This is a genomic window from Chryseolinea sp. T2 (assembly GCF_037203685.1).
Classification (GTDB): Bacteria; Bacteroidota; Bacteroidia; order Cytophagales; family Cyclobacteriaceae; genus Chryseolinea.
In genome coordinates this window covers 363,127-376,706 of record NZ_JBBCAU010000003.1, presented here as the reverse complement: position 1 = coordinate 376,706, position 13,580 = coordinate 363,127, and the positions used below count along the sequence as shown (strand labels likewise).

General features: G+C 45.9%; 13 protein-coding genes and 2 riboswitches. Of the genes, 11 read left to right on the top strand and 2 right to left on the bottom strand.

Annotated elements, in window-relative coordinates; genetic code table 11:
• Window positions 1-73 precede the first annotated feature (73 nt).
• The 5 genes from WBG78_RS11350 (at window position 74) to WBG78_RS11330 (ending at window position 4,204) form a co-directional block, all read left to right on the top strand.
• Window positions 74-994, top strand: coding sequence for a hydrogen peroxide-inducible genes activator (locus WBG78_RS11350; protein ID WP_337326543.1), 921 nt, complete (start codon window positions 74-76; stop codon window positions 992-994).
• 125 nt (window positions 995-1,119) lie between these two features.
• Complete coding sequence (locus tag WBG78_RS11345; protein WP_337326542.1) at window positions 1,120-1,659, top strand: RNA polymerase sigma factor; 540 nt, start codon at window positions 1,120-1,122, stop codon at window positions 1,657-1,659.
• Window positions 1,660-1,750: 91 nt separating this feature from the next.
• Window positions 1,751-2,530: a HEAT repeat domain-containing protein gene (locus tag WBG78_RS11340; protein WP_337326541.1), complete on the top strand. Its 780-nt coding sequence runs from the start codon at window positions 1,751-1,753 to the stop codon at window positions 2,528-2,530.
• A gap of 105 nt (window positions 2,531-2,635) precedes the next feature.
• Window positions 2,636-3,406 (top strand): DUF4097 family beta strand repeat-containing protein, encoded by a 771-nt coding sequence (locus WBG78_RS11335; RefSeq protein WP_337326540.1) that lies wholly within the window; start codon window positions 2,636-2,638, stop codon window positions 3,404-3,406.
• A gap of 57 nt (window positions 3,407-3,463) precedes the next feature.
• Window positions 3,464-4,204: a hypothetical protein gene (locus tag WBG78_RS11330; protein WP_337326539.1), complete on the top strand. Its 741-nt coding sequence runs from the start codon at window positions 3,464-3,466 to the stop codon at window positions 4,202-4,204.
• Between the two features lie 69 nt (window positions 4,205-4,273).
• On the opposite strand, the gene WBG78_RS11325 is transcribed toward WBG78_RS11330, so the two are convergent.
• The gene (locus WBG78_RS11325; protein ID WP_337326538.1) at window positions 4,274-4,705 is read right to left on the bottom strand and encodes an RrF2 family transcriptional regulator; all 432 of its coding nucleotides are present in this window, start codon (window positions 4,703-4,705) and stop codon (window positions 4,274-4,276) included.
• 242 nt (window positions 4,706-4,947) lie between these two features.
• On the opposite strand from WBG78_RS11325, the gene WBG78_RS11320 reads away from it, so the two are divergent.
• The 5 genes from WBG78_RS11320 (at window position 4,948) to WBG78_RS11300 (ending at window position 10,962) form a co-directional block, all read left to right on the top strand.
• A complete protein-coding gene (locus WBG78_RS11320) occupies window positions 4,948-6,174 on the top strand; it encodes a sterol desaturase family protein (protein ID WP_337326537.1) in 1,227 nt (408 codons plus the stop codon).
• Between the two features lie 160 nt (window positions 6,175-6,334).
• A complete protein-coding gene (locus WBG78_RS11315; protein WP_337326536.1) occupies window positions 6,335-7,255 on the top strand; it encodes a family 2A encapsulin nanocompartment shell protein in 921 nt (306 codons plus the stop codon).
• On the top strand, window positions 7,239-9,386 hold the full coding sequence (locus WBG78_RS11310) for a family 2A encapsulin nanocompartment cargo protein cysteine desulfurase (RefSeq protein ID WP_337326535.1): 2,148 nt from the start codon (window positions 7,239-7,241) through the stop codon (window positions 9,384-9,386). The genes WBG78_RS11315 and WBG78_RS11310 overlap by 17 nt, the downstream gene beginning before the upstream one ends.
• Before the next feature lie 95 nt (window positions 9,387-9,481).
• Window positions 9,482-9,583, top strand: a riboswitch (SAM riboswitch).
• Between the two features lie 123 nt (window positions 9,584-9,706).
• The gene (locus tag WBG78_RS11305; protein WP_337326534.1) at window positions 9,707-10,216 is read left to right on the top strand and encodes a hypothetical protein; all 510 of its coding nucleotides are present in this window, start codon (window positions 9,707-9,709) and stop codon (window positions 10,214-10,216) included.
• Window positions 10,217-10,218: 2 nt separating this feature from the next.
• Window positions 10,219-10,962 carry an alpha/beta fold hydrolase gene (locus tag WBG78_RS11300; protein WP_337326533.1) on the top strand — a complete coding sequence of 248 codons (744 nt, stop codon included), beginning with the start codon at window positions 10,219-10,221 and terminating at the stop codon, window positions 10,960-10,962.
• Window positions 10,963-10,977: 15 nt separating this feature from the next.
• Here the strand turns inward: WBG78_RS11300 and WBG78_RS11295 are convergent, their stop codons facing one another.
• Window positions 10,978-11,895 (bottom strand): DUF1684 domain-containing protein, encoded by a 918-nt coding sequence (locus WBG78_RS11295; protein ID WP_337326532.1) that lies wholly within the window; start codon window positions 11,893-11,895, stop codon window positions 10,978-10,980.
• 398 nt (window positions 11,896-12,293) lie between these two features.
• A riboswitch (SAM riboswitch) is annotated at window positions 12,294-12,400 on the top strand.
• 253 nt (window positions 12,401-12,653) lie between these two features.
• Between WBG78_RS11295 and WBG78_RS11290 the strand changes: the two genes are divergently transcribed.
• A complete protein-coding gene (locus WBG78_RS11290; protein WP_337326531.1) occupies window positions 12,654-13,574 on the top strand; it encodes a hypothetical protein in 921 nt (306 codons plus the stop codon).
• Window positions 13,575-13,580 lie beyond the last annotated feature (6 nt).

Below are 13,580 nucleotides of genomic sequence, written 5' to 3'. Positions count from 1 at the left end.
GGAAGCATTGCCGGGCCTAATGCTACTAGTGGTTCAATTAAGGACGTTTGATCGTGTCTAATCTTTTCTACCAATGAATCTGCAACAGCTTGAATACATCGTCGCTCTTGACATTCATCGCAACCACGTGAAGGCAGCAGAACATTGTCACGTTACACAGCCTACGCTCAGTATGATGGTGAAGAAGCTGGAGGCTGAATTGGGCGTGAAGATTTTTGACAAGAGCCAGCCGTTAAAGCCGACTGCATCTGGCGAACTGATTATTTCCCGGGCGCGTCAGATCCTTCAGGAGATCCGCAATCTCAAAGATTTCATTAAGAATGAAAAGGAATCTTTGGAAGGCGAGTTCCGCCTTGGCGTAATTCCAACGCTGGCGCCTTACCTGCTACCAAGGTTTCTGAATGAGTTTCTCGAAAAGAATCCTGGAACTTCGTTTACTGTTATTGAACTGCAGACTGACGATATCATCCGTTATTTAAAAACCAATCGTCTTGATCTGGCGATCCTTGTGACACCGATTGATGACAAGGAGATCCGGGAGATTCCTGTTTTCTATGAACCGATTCTGCTTTACACTTCCGAAAAGCTAAAATATTATCAGCAGGAGCGAATCAACCTGAAGTCACTTACATATGATAATCTGCTGATGCTCGAAGAAGGGCATTGCTTTCGGGGTCAGGTTGAAAATCTATGCTCAGCGAAAGGAAAGTCGAGCCATCATCAGTTAAATTATCAAAGCGGATCTTTTGAGACATTGAAGGCCATGGTTGACAATAACTATGGCTACACGCTGATTCCTGAATTGTCAGTTAACACGAAGAGTAAACACGTTAAACATTTTCTGTCGCCGGAGCCCGTCAGGGAGGTGAGTATCGCTGTTCATTCAGGGTTCGCGAAAGAGATGCTGATCACCAAGTTGCGCGATGCCATTCTAAAGTCGATTCCTTCGCATTTCAAAAAGAATGACAAGCAGATGAGAGTCAGGTGGGACTAATATTGGGTCTGGTGCATCAATTTCGGCCTTTTGAGGCAATTCGTATCAATTTTCTATCTGTCCTGTAACCTTTTACAGGTGGCCTTGTAGATAACACAGAAATCGACAAAAAAGCGCTGAAAGGAATGACCGATGAAATGATCATGGAGGCCGTAAAAAACGGTGATCTTCAGCAAGCTTCCCTGCTTTTTGAGCGGTATCACAAACGGATTTTCAATTTCCTTGCACGTATGACCATGGATAGAACCGTGGCGGAAGACCTGACACAAAATGTGTTCGTGCGCATGATCAAATACCGGAATTCGTATCGTGAGGGAGCGCGGTTTCAATCGTGGATCTATCAGGTGGCGAGGAACATTTTTTCCGATCACTACCAGGACGTGAAGAACCAGCGGCGCGGCTTTATTGATGTTGAAAAAATAGAAGGCATTATGGCCGACTCCGACGACACACAGATGATGGACGAACGCGAAGAGCTGCTGCACAAGAGCCTGGCCCGGCTGGATCCTGAACAACGCGAGCTTCTGGTGCTGACACGCTTTCAGCACATGAAGTATGAAGAAGTTGCAACGATTATGGATACAACCGTAGCCAATATCAAGGTTAAGGTGCATCGGGCAATAGGAAAGCTTCGCGAATTCTATTTTGAAATGGAGAAGATTTGACCTCGACAAATCTTCGTGTAAAGGCACTCTTGTTGAAAGAGAGTTTAATTAAAAAGGATTTTCAAAGCGACACTAGTCGCGAATTGACGATATGGATAAAGAAAAATTGGAGACCCTTCTGATCGACTACATCGACGGGAAATTAAGTCCTGAAGAGCGACGCATGGTCGAGCAGGAGCACCTTCAACGCAGTGACGAGACCTATAAGTTGTATGAGCAGTTAAAAGAAGTCATGCAGGCAATGAACAGGTCCTCACAGTTGGAGCCAAGCGCGAGATTGAGGGCTAGCTTTGAAAACGCTCTTCAAACAGAACTTGCTGGCAGCAACAAAGGCAAGACAGTATGGCTTACGCCAACATTCTATCGTGCGGCAGCCGCCGTGGTTTTGCTGGCAGTGGCAGGTGCAGTTGGCTTTGTCATTAATCAGCAACGAGAACACGCGGCTCAACTTGCTGCCGCGCAAGAGGAGATACTGAAGACTAAGAAGCAAATGATGGACTTGCTAAATAATCAAAACTCGGCAAGTCAGCGATGGATGGGTGCTACTGTGGCATATAATGATATCGCGCATGCCGACGCTGACATCATAAAAGCACTGATTAAGGCAATGAATGAAGACGAGAATTCAAATGTCCGACTTGCATCCATCGAGGCGCTGGCCAAGTTTAATGACCAGCCGCACGTGAGACAGGCACTCATCTCTGCTCTGTCCACACAAAAGGATCCTGTAGTTCAGATCGCACTTATCAGGCTGTTGGTAGATATGCGTGCGCAGGGTCTTAAAAAACAACTGGAACAAATCACTACTGATGACAGCCTGCTGCCCGCGGTAAAAGATGAGGCGCACGCAGGACTGCTAAAATTATCCTGAGTAAGAACATTCAAGCGACAATACGGGCCGGCCTGCGTCGCTGACGAGTGACTACATAATGCAATAAACAAAGAGTAACATTTCTAACAGAGTAACAACAAACACATGAAACGCATATTGACAATTATTCTCGCCTGCTTTGCTATAGCTGCCGTAAGGGCACAGGAGTACAAAATACCCAAGAGTAGCGGACGGCTCGAGATTAAAGAAGTAAACCATGTAACAGTAGAAGGATACAGTGGTAATGAAATTGTATTGTCCACGAAAGGTGGCAAAGCTGACCGTGACGTACGAGCCGAGGGCCTTCGTTCAGTAAATCGCGAGGGTCTGGAAGACAATACTGGAATAGGATTGTCTGTACAAGACAAAGGAGACAAAATTGAGTTACAGCAAATGAAGCGCACCGATGGCCCGGAAGTACTGATTAAAGTTCCTAAAGGTGTGGTTGTGTCGTATCAACATTCGTCGCCCTATGGAGGAGAGGTAGAGTTCAAGAATGTAGAAGGAGAAATTGAAGTTTCAACTGTGCATAACAGGGTCAACCTTGAAAATGTAAGCGGACCGATGACGATCAAAACCGTACACGGAGACATAGACGCCAGTCTTGCAGCCAACATCAAGGCGCCCGTTTCAATAATCTCGGTACATGGGCACGTAGACGTTGCGTTACCGCTTGCTACAAAGGCTACCATGCGCCTGGGCACAGTTTACGGTGAGATTTTCGTAGATCCTGCATTCAAACTTGAGATCGAAGGTGCAAATGCCGGTACCCTGAAAAAGTATAGCAGCGACAACTTCACGGGTAAAATCAACGGTGGTGGTCTTGAGATTAATCTCAACTCGACGCACAACAACATTTACCTGCGCAAAAAATAAGTTCAAACATTCCGTGCTCATGGTGCAAGCCGAGCACGGAAAATAATCCCTACGCCTATGAAGCGAGTAATAATTCTCATGCTGGCGCTTAGCATCGTATGGGCTACACGCGCACAGACAATGGTCGATAAGACACTGCCGGTACAGAAAGGACAGAATATTTTACTTCACTTTGACTATCCGGAACTTATCCGCGTAACAACCTGGGACAAGAATGAAGTAAGCGTCCATGCCTCCGTGAGCATTAATTCCGGAGAAAGTGACGGAGCCTTTGAACTATCGACGTCTACAGATGGAGGTACTGTGTCAGTACGCAATCACATCCGCGACATGAAGAACCTGCCGAAGAGAACGACTATTATCGATGGAGGACAGAAGATCACTTTCCGCACGCACGCTGATTACACTAAGTACCAGCAGGAAACCGGACGCAGTAGCTTTGAAATGGTATCAATGGGTGTCGACATGGAGATCATTGTAGATATCAAGGTTCCCAAAGGTGCAACTACCCGAGTTGAATCAGTGTATGGAATGGTTGAAGTAAAGAGCTTTGACGGACCTCTGGCTGTTGAGGCGACCTACGGAGGAGTCGACGCAGCATTGTTAGAAAAGAGTATTGGATTGGTGGAAGCCGAAACAAACTTCGGTGAGATCTATACGAATTTTGACACGAGGTTCACTGGAGGTTCAGGTGAAAAGAACTTTCACCTTGCTGTCTCGGCGAAACCTGGAAGCGGCCCTCACTATGCATTTGAATCCAAGTACGGTAACGTCTATCTCAGAAAAGCTGTGAACTGACTCACGGTTATACCGAACTGAGAACTCATTTATAAAGGACGGCGCTCCCGACGGAGCGCCGTTATTATTTTAAGCGTTTATTTTCCTGTTAGTGTTGGCGAGATCCGCTACGGTACTGGCTGTGAGAATTTTTAGCGTTGCGTCGCGCACCTGCCCAAAGAGATGATTGATCCGGCAGGTATGCTCATCTTCACACATTCCGCAGCTGTCGTAAAAATTAAGTGATACGCAGGGGAGCATAGCAACAGCTCCATCTATGTGCCTGATCACTTCAATAATTGACACCTGATTTGCAGGTTTGATAAGATAATACCCGCCAGCCTTCCCCTTCTTGCTGCCTAAGATCCCTGAGTTTTTCAGGTCGAGCAGGATGGCCTCTAGAAATTTCTTCGGGATATTCTTCGCCTTGGCAATTTCACCTATGGTCACAGATTCATCCTCCTTTAGGTCAGCAAGATAGGTGAGGGCATGCAGGGCGTATTGGCATTTTCTTGAAAGCATAAACTAGAGTATAGGTAGATGATAAGCAGAGTTCGCTATTACGAAAATAGAGAAAATTGGTGGATCAGTTATATGTGGCCTGCCAACGATTGAATAGCATAACAAGTACAAAGTCTATTAATTCGATAGATATTATTGCTAAGTAACATTCAAACCCATACTTTTGTTCCATTGGGTTTGATTTAGAGTTTGCGGAGGTGCTTTGTGTGGTGGCGAAGTACTTACCGCAAACACATTCGAGTATGGGACATATATGGGATAAGTTAAATTATTCGGCATTTGCCATACCTGCTTTTTTCGTATTCGTTGGCCTGGAATATTTCGCAGCAGTCAAGAGGAGAAAGGCGGTATTTCAGTATGAAAGTTCTGTAGTAAATATCAGCGTTGGCGTTGCTGAGCGATTGCTTAACTTATTCCTTACCGCAGCTTTCCTTGGGTTATTTCGATGGGTGTATCAGGAGTTCGCGATCTGGCGTGTGCCCGATACGTGGTATGTGTGGGTGTTTCTGCTTCTTGCAACTGACCTTGTTTGGTATTGGTACCATCGTTTTGGACATGAGGTTAATCTTTTCTGGGCGGCTCATGTCGTTCATCACCAAAGTGAAGAGTTCAATTATACTGTATCGGCAAGAATAACCACGGTCCAGGCGATTGTCCGGAATTTGTTTTGGTGCATTCTTCCTCTTGCAGGCTTCAAGCCGGAAATGGTCACAGTAACACTCATCATCCACGGCACTTATTCATTCTTTACGCACACGCAGATGGTGACGCGTTTGGGATGGCTCGAGCTTGTGTTAATTACACCGTCTCATCATCGTGTTCATCATGCTTCCAACGAAAGATATCTTAACAAGAATTATGGTGACCTGTTCGTTTTTTGGGACAAGATGTTTGGCACTTTCCAGGCTGAAGACGAGGAACCCCGATATGGCTTGACTCATCCATTGAAGAGTTTTAGTTTCATATGGCAGCATGTGCACTATTTTGCTGAACTGTTTTATGCCGTGCGCATGTCGCGTGGAATAAGTGACGGATTAAGAATATTATTTGGATCGCCGGAACTCATGGACCAACGTATAAGGCCGATGCTGGAAAGGAAATTTGTTCCTCCGTTCGAGGCAGCACCCGTACCATTGCGGGTTGCCAGATACGTAAATGCGCAGCTGTTTCTCGCTATTTGTGTTTTGTTTTTCTTCACTTTGTTCTTTGACTTTTATTCACTGGTGGACAGAACAATTATTGTTCTGCTTATTTTAATAACCCTTGTGAATTGCGGTGCACTGTTACAACAGCGTCGATGGATCTACTACATTGAGTTCTCCCGCTTAATTCTTCTGGCAGCTTCCTTATCGGCTTTTGTAGGTAATGTGCCATTTCAGGCATCGCTTCTGATGTTGATCGCAGTTAGTGCTGAGGCATTCGAATGGAGGAAACAGTACTTGCGACTGTTGTACGAAAGGACTGAGTGAAGCTACCTATGATCGCCTGGGAATTTTGGCGACTGTTTTGATTGGTCTGCCAGGAACAAACAAAGACCAATTGAAGATAAATTAATATCGCGGTACACTGCACAATTTACTATCTTAAGCCACCGAGCAAAGAGTATAAAGCCCCTTAAAGAATATTATCATGGCAGACGAAAACAGGAATCAAACCGCGCTTGGCGATGTAGCAGCGCGGCAATTGGCTATAGCCACACGCACAGTACCTCAAATGTCCACGATCACCCCGAGGTGGCTCACCCGGTTGATGAGCTGGATTCCAGTGGAGTCGGGTGTATACCGCGTAAACAAGGTCAAGGATGCCAGTCAGGTAACAGTAGATTGTTCTGGCAGAGATGAACGGCAACTGCCTCAGACATTTGTGGACTACATCGAGAATCCCCGCGAGTATAATCTCAGTGCCGTCAACACGGTGTTGGATGTGCATACTCGCGTGTCGGATCTTTACAGTAAGCCCTATAATCAAATCAGCGAGCAGCTGCGCCTGACTATTGAAACGGTTAAGGAGAGACAGGAAAGTGAATTGATTAATAATAAGGAGTATGGATTACTGCATAGCGTTGCTCCTTCTCAAAGAATCAAAACAAGAAAAGGGCCGCCAACACCAGACGATCTGGATGAGCTATTAACAAAAGTGTGGAAAGAGCCTGCTTTTTTCCTGCTGCATCCTATCACTATCGCGGCGTTCGGAAGGGAATGTACTCGTCGCGGCGTGCCACCTCCAACAATTTCCTTGTTCGGTTCTCAGTTTATAACGTGGCGTGGAATTCCATTAATCCCCTGTGACAAGGTGAATATAGAGAATGGTAAGTCTAAGATCCTCCTGCTTCGAACTGGAGAAAGCCGCCAGGGTGTTGTCGGACTTTATCAGCCTGGACTGCCCGGTGAACAGTCGCCCGGATTGTCTGTTCGTTTCATGGGCATCAACGATAAGGCTATTGCCTCTTATCTCGTATCGCTTTATTGTTCATTGGCTGTGCTAGTGGATGACGCGATTGCAGTCCTTGATGATGTAGACACAGGCAATTTCTATGAGTACAAATACTAGCGATATTGGCGTGCCGGATGAGAGGGCGTTGCAGGCCATGCTGAATTCATTGTGGCAGGAACAAAATGCAACTGATACCGCGTCTTCCGAGCGTGCTGCGGCTATCCCGGCAAGCCCCAATGCATCGCCGGATACTTATCAGCCTGCTGAAAGAAATGGAGTGAATGTGCGGCAGCCACAAACAAGCCTGCACGACCCACACTTTGGTGATAAACAACCCGTGCCGTCGTCAGTAGCCGGGAGCGGCATATCGCCTGAAGCAACTCAGGCCAACAAGTTTGGGGCTGCGTTGCCTCAAACCCTTCCTGATACCAAAACAACTACTCACGGTGTAGTCCCGGGTTCGGTTGCCGGAAGCGGTGTATCGCCTTCAGTGACTGAGCACGGCAAGAACTTTAACATAAACGATCCGCAGACCAGTCATGTGGATCCCCATTTAGGTACACCTGGAGTTGTTCCCGGCTCATTGGCAGGACGTGGAATTTCAGAAGACTCTTCCTATTCATTTCAAAATCAAAACTGGGGATTTCCTCCAGAGAATTCTCGTCAGGGACAAGCCGGTTTTGAGAGCTTTCCGTTCCAGGTGCCTCCAATAGTTCCGCCTTCAATGCCTGGACTTGGGATAAGTCCAACAGCGGCCACTACGTATTCGTCAGCACCGGTCGGTCTTAATAATTCTGATATTCCTTTTTCAAATGTTTCGCTTGAAGGTGAGCTGCAGGAACATGTCAGCAGGATGTTTAATTCTCCTTCGCATGGTTCCTTCCCGCATAGCCCATCCGATGGTTTGACTGAGCCTGCTTTTTATTTTATGAATTCTTTTCCCGGCTTAAGTTACGGCCAGGGAAATTTGAGCGGTACTTACCTCGGAGCAAAAGACCGTGCGGGATTGGTTCCCCCGCCGTTCGACGCCAACCTGGTAAAGAAAGACTTTCCAATCTTGCAGGAGCGTGTAAATGGAAAACCTATTGTTTGGCTTGATAATGCCGCGACCACGCAAAAGCCCAGGCAGGTAATTGACAGGATCAGCTACTTCTATGCGCACGAGAACTCGAACATTCACCGTGCAGCCCACGCGTTAGCAGCGCGTGCAACTGACGCATACGAAGAAGCGCGTAAAAAGGTCCAGCAATTTCTTCATGCAGCATCGCCCAATGAGATCATATTTGTACGCGGAGCTACAGAGGCGATTAATCTTGTTGCCAAAAGCTGGGGCGATCAATTTCTCCAACAGGGTGATGAAATTGTTGTAAGTCATCTGGAACATCATGCCAACATCGTTCCGTGGCAACAGCTGGCGTGGCGAAAAGGATTAAAGATTCGCGTCATTCCTGTTGATGACTCAGGGCAGGTCTTGTTAGACGAATACGCCAGGCTTCTCGGGCCGAAAACAAAACTGATTGCTTTCACTCAAGTGTCCAATGCATTGGGAACTGTTACTCCTGCAAAGCAAATTGTTGATATGGGCCACGCTGCGGGCGCCCGCGTCCTTGTTGATGGAGCTCAATCTGTTTCGCATATGCCCGTCGACGTGCAGGCCCTGGGTTGTGACTGGTTTGTATTTTCCGGACACAAAGTGTTTGGCCCAACCGGCATCGGTGTTGTATATGGTAAAGAAGCACTTCTCAACGAAACGCAGCCTTGGCAGGGTGGAGGAAATATGATCGCTGACGTTACTTTTGAAGACACAAAATTTCAGCCAGCTCCTTCGCGATTCGAAGCCGGAACAGGAAATATCGCAGACGCTGTCGGGCTCGGCGCCGCCATTGATTATGTGACAAGACTTGGCATGGAAGCAATTCATCAGTATGAAACATATCTTCTGCAGTATGCAACGATTTTGATGAGGGATGTGCCCGGATTAAAAATGATTGGTACGGCGAACGAGAAGGCAAGTGTGCTGTCGTTTGTGTTTGAAGGCTATCGCACGGATGAAGTTGGAAAGGCTTTAAACGAGGAAGGTATTGCTGTGAGGGCCGGTCATCATTGTGCACAGCCCATACTTCGACGTTTCGGTCAGGAAACGACTGTACGTCCTTCACTTGCATTTTATAACACCTGCAGCGACGTTGACCTTCTTGTCAGGACCCTGCTGAAGCTCCGACATCAGCGACCAGTGAGGCGTAAATAGTTGATTTTTAGGAGTGTATAAGGGCTTGATCAATTCTCAGAAAAAATACTCCTAATGCCTATTGATTTGGTAGATAAAAGAATTAGCTTTGTAAGGATTTATAAAGATTTGGGGTAGAGAGCAGACTCGCTGATCCCAGTGCAACCTGCCGAAGGGCAAGGTGCATCATTCTGCCTTTCTCAAAGGAGATATAAATACTTACAAAATGAACTACGAAAATTCCCTCAGAGTAATCAAGTGTTGTTGTTGTTAGCAGCTGCAAAATTCAATTAGCGCCAGGAGCGCACACACATTAACAACAATCTTAATTTCTTATCAACATGACAAAGTCAGCAATTGCGTGGACTACGGGCCACGCCTTGAATATATATGCTAATCAATCGACACCTCTTACAATTCATTCCGTAAAGGAAGAGCTAAGAGAACTTCAAGTTTCGGCTAAGGCAGAGATTGATTCAACATTCTTTGAAGGTACATATTTCAATTCCGTATCGCAGCTGCAATATGGAGACAGATTGAAAGTAGTTTTTGAAGTTCGCAACTTGCACCAACGGGATTTCGTACTCATCAAGGGACTACTTGAGTTCCATCGCCTTCCAGAGTTTGTCTTTGCCTACAATAAAGAGGAGAGAACTTTTGATGCTACCATATCGAAGGTGAATCAGGCGGAGCTTATAAGGTTCTTAGGGAAGGTGACGACATGGATCAATCAGGAGTTTTCGTTCAGAACTCATCTTAAGGGAATGATATCCTTTGAACGTGAGTATCGTGAAAAGCTTGCTAAGGTCTACACCGGTGGAGATGGATATACGTTGAGTAGGCCGTTCTGACCATGAGTACATATCGGGAACCTCTTTACACGCAGGCCTACATGGATGTAGGTTCTGGTCCTGTTGTGATATTGCTTCACGGACTATTTGGAAATCTTGCAATGTGGCGCCCGGCTATTCAGTCGCTACAGTACAAATATCGCGTCGTGGTGCCGCGGTTGCCTTTCTTTGGTGAATCTATCTTTAGAACAAACGTTGAAAATCTGGTTTCTGCGTTGCATGAATTTATTGAATGGCATCAGCTTAGCAATGTTACGTTGGTAGGTACTGATCTTGGTGGACAAGTTGCATTGTGCTATGCAGATTTATATCCCGAAAACGTAGATCACATCGTGTTGTCGGGAAGCTCAGGTATTTCCGAGAACTTAGACTATAGTTTGGACTATTCCGCAATCCGGAATCAAATCCAACAAGTATTCTACGAAAACAAATTCGCTTCGTTTCACCTGGTGAACAGCATCTATCAGACGATGAACACGGCCAGCAATGGACTTCATGTGAAGTACTTTGCGCAATCATCACAGGAAACTGATGTAAGAAGCTTTCTTCGTACACTTAAGATACCTATTCTTTTGGTGTGGGGCTTGCAAGATAAGATCACTACGCCGGAGGTTGCGCTGCAGTTTCATGACTTGCTACCAAACGGAACAGTCAGGTTCATTGACGAATGCGGACATTTGCCGATGGTCGAGAGACCCGATGAATATGCGCGCCACGTATTAGCGTTTCTGGAACATGGTCAATAAAAAAGTGCTGCGTGTTTACTCAGCAGCATTTAGCTCGTGATTGTAGTTCTTTTCGCCGGCATAAATGCTGAATGGCAGAACGTTTTGACGAGGCGGCAGGGGGCACGTTGCGTAGGGCGTAAAGACACAAGGTGGATTGTAGGCTTTGTTAAAGTCGAGTACAATGTTGCCGTTTGGATCTTCATGACTGACGTATAGATATCGTCCTCCGGCGTAAGTTTCCCTGCCGCTCGTTTCGTCAGCTATGATGATAAAATATTCTGACTTTCCGCCTTCCAGAACATCAAGACGATATTCCTCGTCCTGCCACTTAAAAGATAACGTACCCGGCGACGCCTGCGCCGTTGTCTGCCCTATGACATTCGTGATATCGATCGTATTGCCCACTGAGGGTTGGAATTTGGCTTCGATCCGATAGGCAGGATTGATCTGAAATCGTTCGACGCCATGAAACGAATTAAGACCTTTCATGGTTAAATCCCGTACGCGGACGCCGAATTTTCCATCGCGACGAATGACTGTCCATGCCGCACGATCATTCTCCATAAGTGGCTGCCTGGTAGAGTCCGAATTGAAGACGACTTCATTCTGAATAGCCCTCCCGTTAATACGTGCATCAGCGATTTTATTTAAGTGAACCTCAACTCTATTTTCCACGACAAGAAAGTATCCGGCTTTTTCGGAGACAGTGCTATCCGGAAACACAATCTTGTTTGAACCACCTGTTCCGAAAGTATTTATGCCTGGCTCCAGCCAGTACAACCCCAACAGATTCAACCACCCGTCACGCGATTTTACCTGCTCAATGCGATGGGCATGCCAATCGTTGATCTGCTTTTCATATTCAGCAAGCTGTTCCTGGGATAGGCCTGATTTACCCGTACAACACGTTGCCACAGCAAAAAGTAGGAGTGCCAACACCCGTTGAAGCATAAGTTGACTTGATTTGATTAGGAGGAAAAAGTGTCTCAAGGTTGTTGAAGTAATTGTTGTGACGATTCTGATTTGTCTTCTGCGCTGCGTTGTGAAACCCGTTCACGAGAATAGTTTATAACTTATCCTGAACGCAACGTGGAGCGAATACAAGAATTCAAAGATATGTTATGAAATGCTTCCTGACTAAGTTCCCGCACATTACTGAGCGAATAAAAAGTGCCCATGTCTGAACAACAGTGCATTCGTGTGAATTACATAAAAAGGTAGAAGCTCGAAGTGCTTGATGGCGATGTTTTCATAACAATAAAAAAATATTACTACTGTGTTTGGATATTTCCGCATGTAGGCTACATTTGTCTATCGATTTAGTAGATAAATCAATTCCCACCAGATTGATTTTATACAGAAGAGGGGAGAGAATAGGCTCGGAGAACCTCTAGCAACCTGTCACCACCAGGATAAGGTGCTAACTCCTACCAATTAATAATTGGAACTATAAAAGATAATGAAACCGATGAAAACAATTTCGTCTGTCCGCGACAAGAGTGAAGTCGCGTCTTCAAAACTTCTGCTTTTGATTAACAGCTGTTGTTGCTGTTGACCAACGTGTTGGCTATTCGACGACCGAATAGCATATATGGCTTTCGGATGCACCAGCTTTCAGTCGTATTGGTGGTATGTCTGCAAACTTAGGTGCATTCCGTGGCCACCCATCTCAAAATATTTTACTGCTCATTTATTGCTGAATTCATACCATGAAATCTTTCATTTCAATACTTACAATATATTTTCTAACAGCCATAACGTCTTCTGCTCAGAATGCGGAGAAGAAGGTGGTCATCACCGGTGTTCGCTTTTCATATCCTCTCGTTGAGAAGTGGATCGAGGCGTATAAGGTTGTGAACCCGGATGTGAATGTTGTCATTGAGACCAGGACGACAACAGATCCTGCCAAGTATGACCTCCTGATAGAAGCGTTTGATCAGGATGCGAACATCAAAGAGTCAAGAGAATTTCTTTATATCGGCCGCTATGCGTTGCTACCAGTAGCAAATGCGCAATCGGCATTTGCATCTGAGTTTGGTGAGAAGGGTCTGACAAATGAATTGATCAAGCAGATCTATTTCAACGACATCTACGCGGATAAAAAGAAGCAGAAGGAAATCAAATCTCAGTTTACCATTTACACCCGTCTCCAAAAGGCGGGTGCTCCAATCACATTTGCAAAGTATTTCGGATATGAGCAGACAAACATCAAAGGCAAGGCTATCGCTGGTGCTGATGAACATCTTGTAAAAGCCTTGCTTAAGGACAGCACCGGAATATCCTATAACGTGCCCGGCTTGCTCTTCGATCTCAAAACCAGGCAACCGCTCGCAGGACTCAAGATTATTCCTGTAGATGCTGATGGTAATGGAAAAGTTTCCGACGACGAGCGTTTCTATGGAACCCTTGATACCGTTCTCGATAAGATCGAAAGTGGTCAGATCAAAAATATCCCAGTCGAGTTCCTACATCTTTCAATTGCCAAGAATAGCACAAACGAAGAAGCGCTGAAGTTTCTGCAATGGGTCGCCAGCAATGGGCAGGAGACCCTTGAAGGTTTCGGATTCCTCAAGCTTGACCCTAAGCGCCTTCAGGCCGAGAAAGCAAAGTTTGACGTAGCAGTTAATTAATCAGCG

Bases quoted from the DNA above. Each gene is read 5' to 3' on its own strand.
- WBG78_RS11315 (WP_337326536.1), top strand. From the start codon at position 6,335: ATGGCAGACGAAAACAGGAATCAAACCGCGCTTGGCGATGTAGCAGCG.
- WBG78_RS11295 (WP_337326532.1), bottom strand. From the start codon at position 11,895: ATGCTTCAACGGGTGTTGGCACTCCTACTTTTTGCTGTGGCAACGTGT.
- WBG78_RS11320 (WP_337326537.1), top strand. From the start codon at position 4,948: ATGGGACATATATGGGATAAGTTAAATTATTCGGCATTTGCCATACCT.
- WBG78_RS11335 (WP_337326540.1), top strand. From the start codon at position 2,636: ATGAAACGCATATTGACAATTATTCTCGCCTGCTTTGCTATAGCTGCC.
- WBG78_RS11290 (WP_337326531.1), top strand. From the start codon at position 12,654: ATGAAATCTTTCATTTCAATACTTACAATATATTTTCTAACAGCCATA.
- WBG78_RS11325 (WP_337326538.1), bottom strand. From the start codon at position 4,705: ATGCTTTCAAGAAAATGCCAATACGCCCTGCATGCCCTCACCTATCTT.
- WBG78_RS11310 (WP_337326535.1), top strand. From the start codon at position 7,239: ATGAGTACAAATACTAGCGATATTGGCGTGCCGGATGAGAGGGCGTTG.
- WBG78_RS11340 (WP_337326541.1), top strand. From the start codon at position 1,751: ATGGATAAAGAAAAATTGGAGACCCTTCTGATCGACTACATCGACGGG.
- WBG78_RS11300 (WP_337326533.1), top strand. From the start codon at position 10,219: ATGAGTACATATCGGGAACCTCTTTACACGCAGGCCTACATGGATGTA.
- WBG78_RS11305 (WP_337326534.1), top strand. From the start codon at position 9,707: ATGACAAAGTCAGCAATTGCGTGGACTACGGGCCACGCCTTGAATATA.
- WBG78_RS11330 (WP_337326539.1), top strand. From the start codon at position 3,464: ATGAAGCGAGTAATAATTCTCATGCTGGCGCTTAGCATCGTATGGGCT.
- WBG78_RS11345 (WP_337326542.1), top strand. From the start codon at position 1,120: ATGACCGATGAAATGATCATGGAGGCCGTAAAAAACGGTGATCTTCAG.
- WBG78_RS11350 (WP_337326543.1), top strand. From the start codon at position 74: ATGAATCTGCAACAGCTTGAATACATCGTCGCTCTTGACATTCATCGC.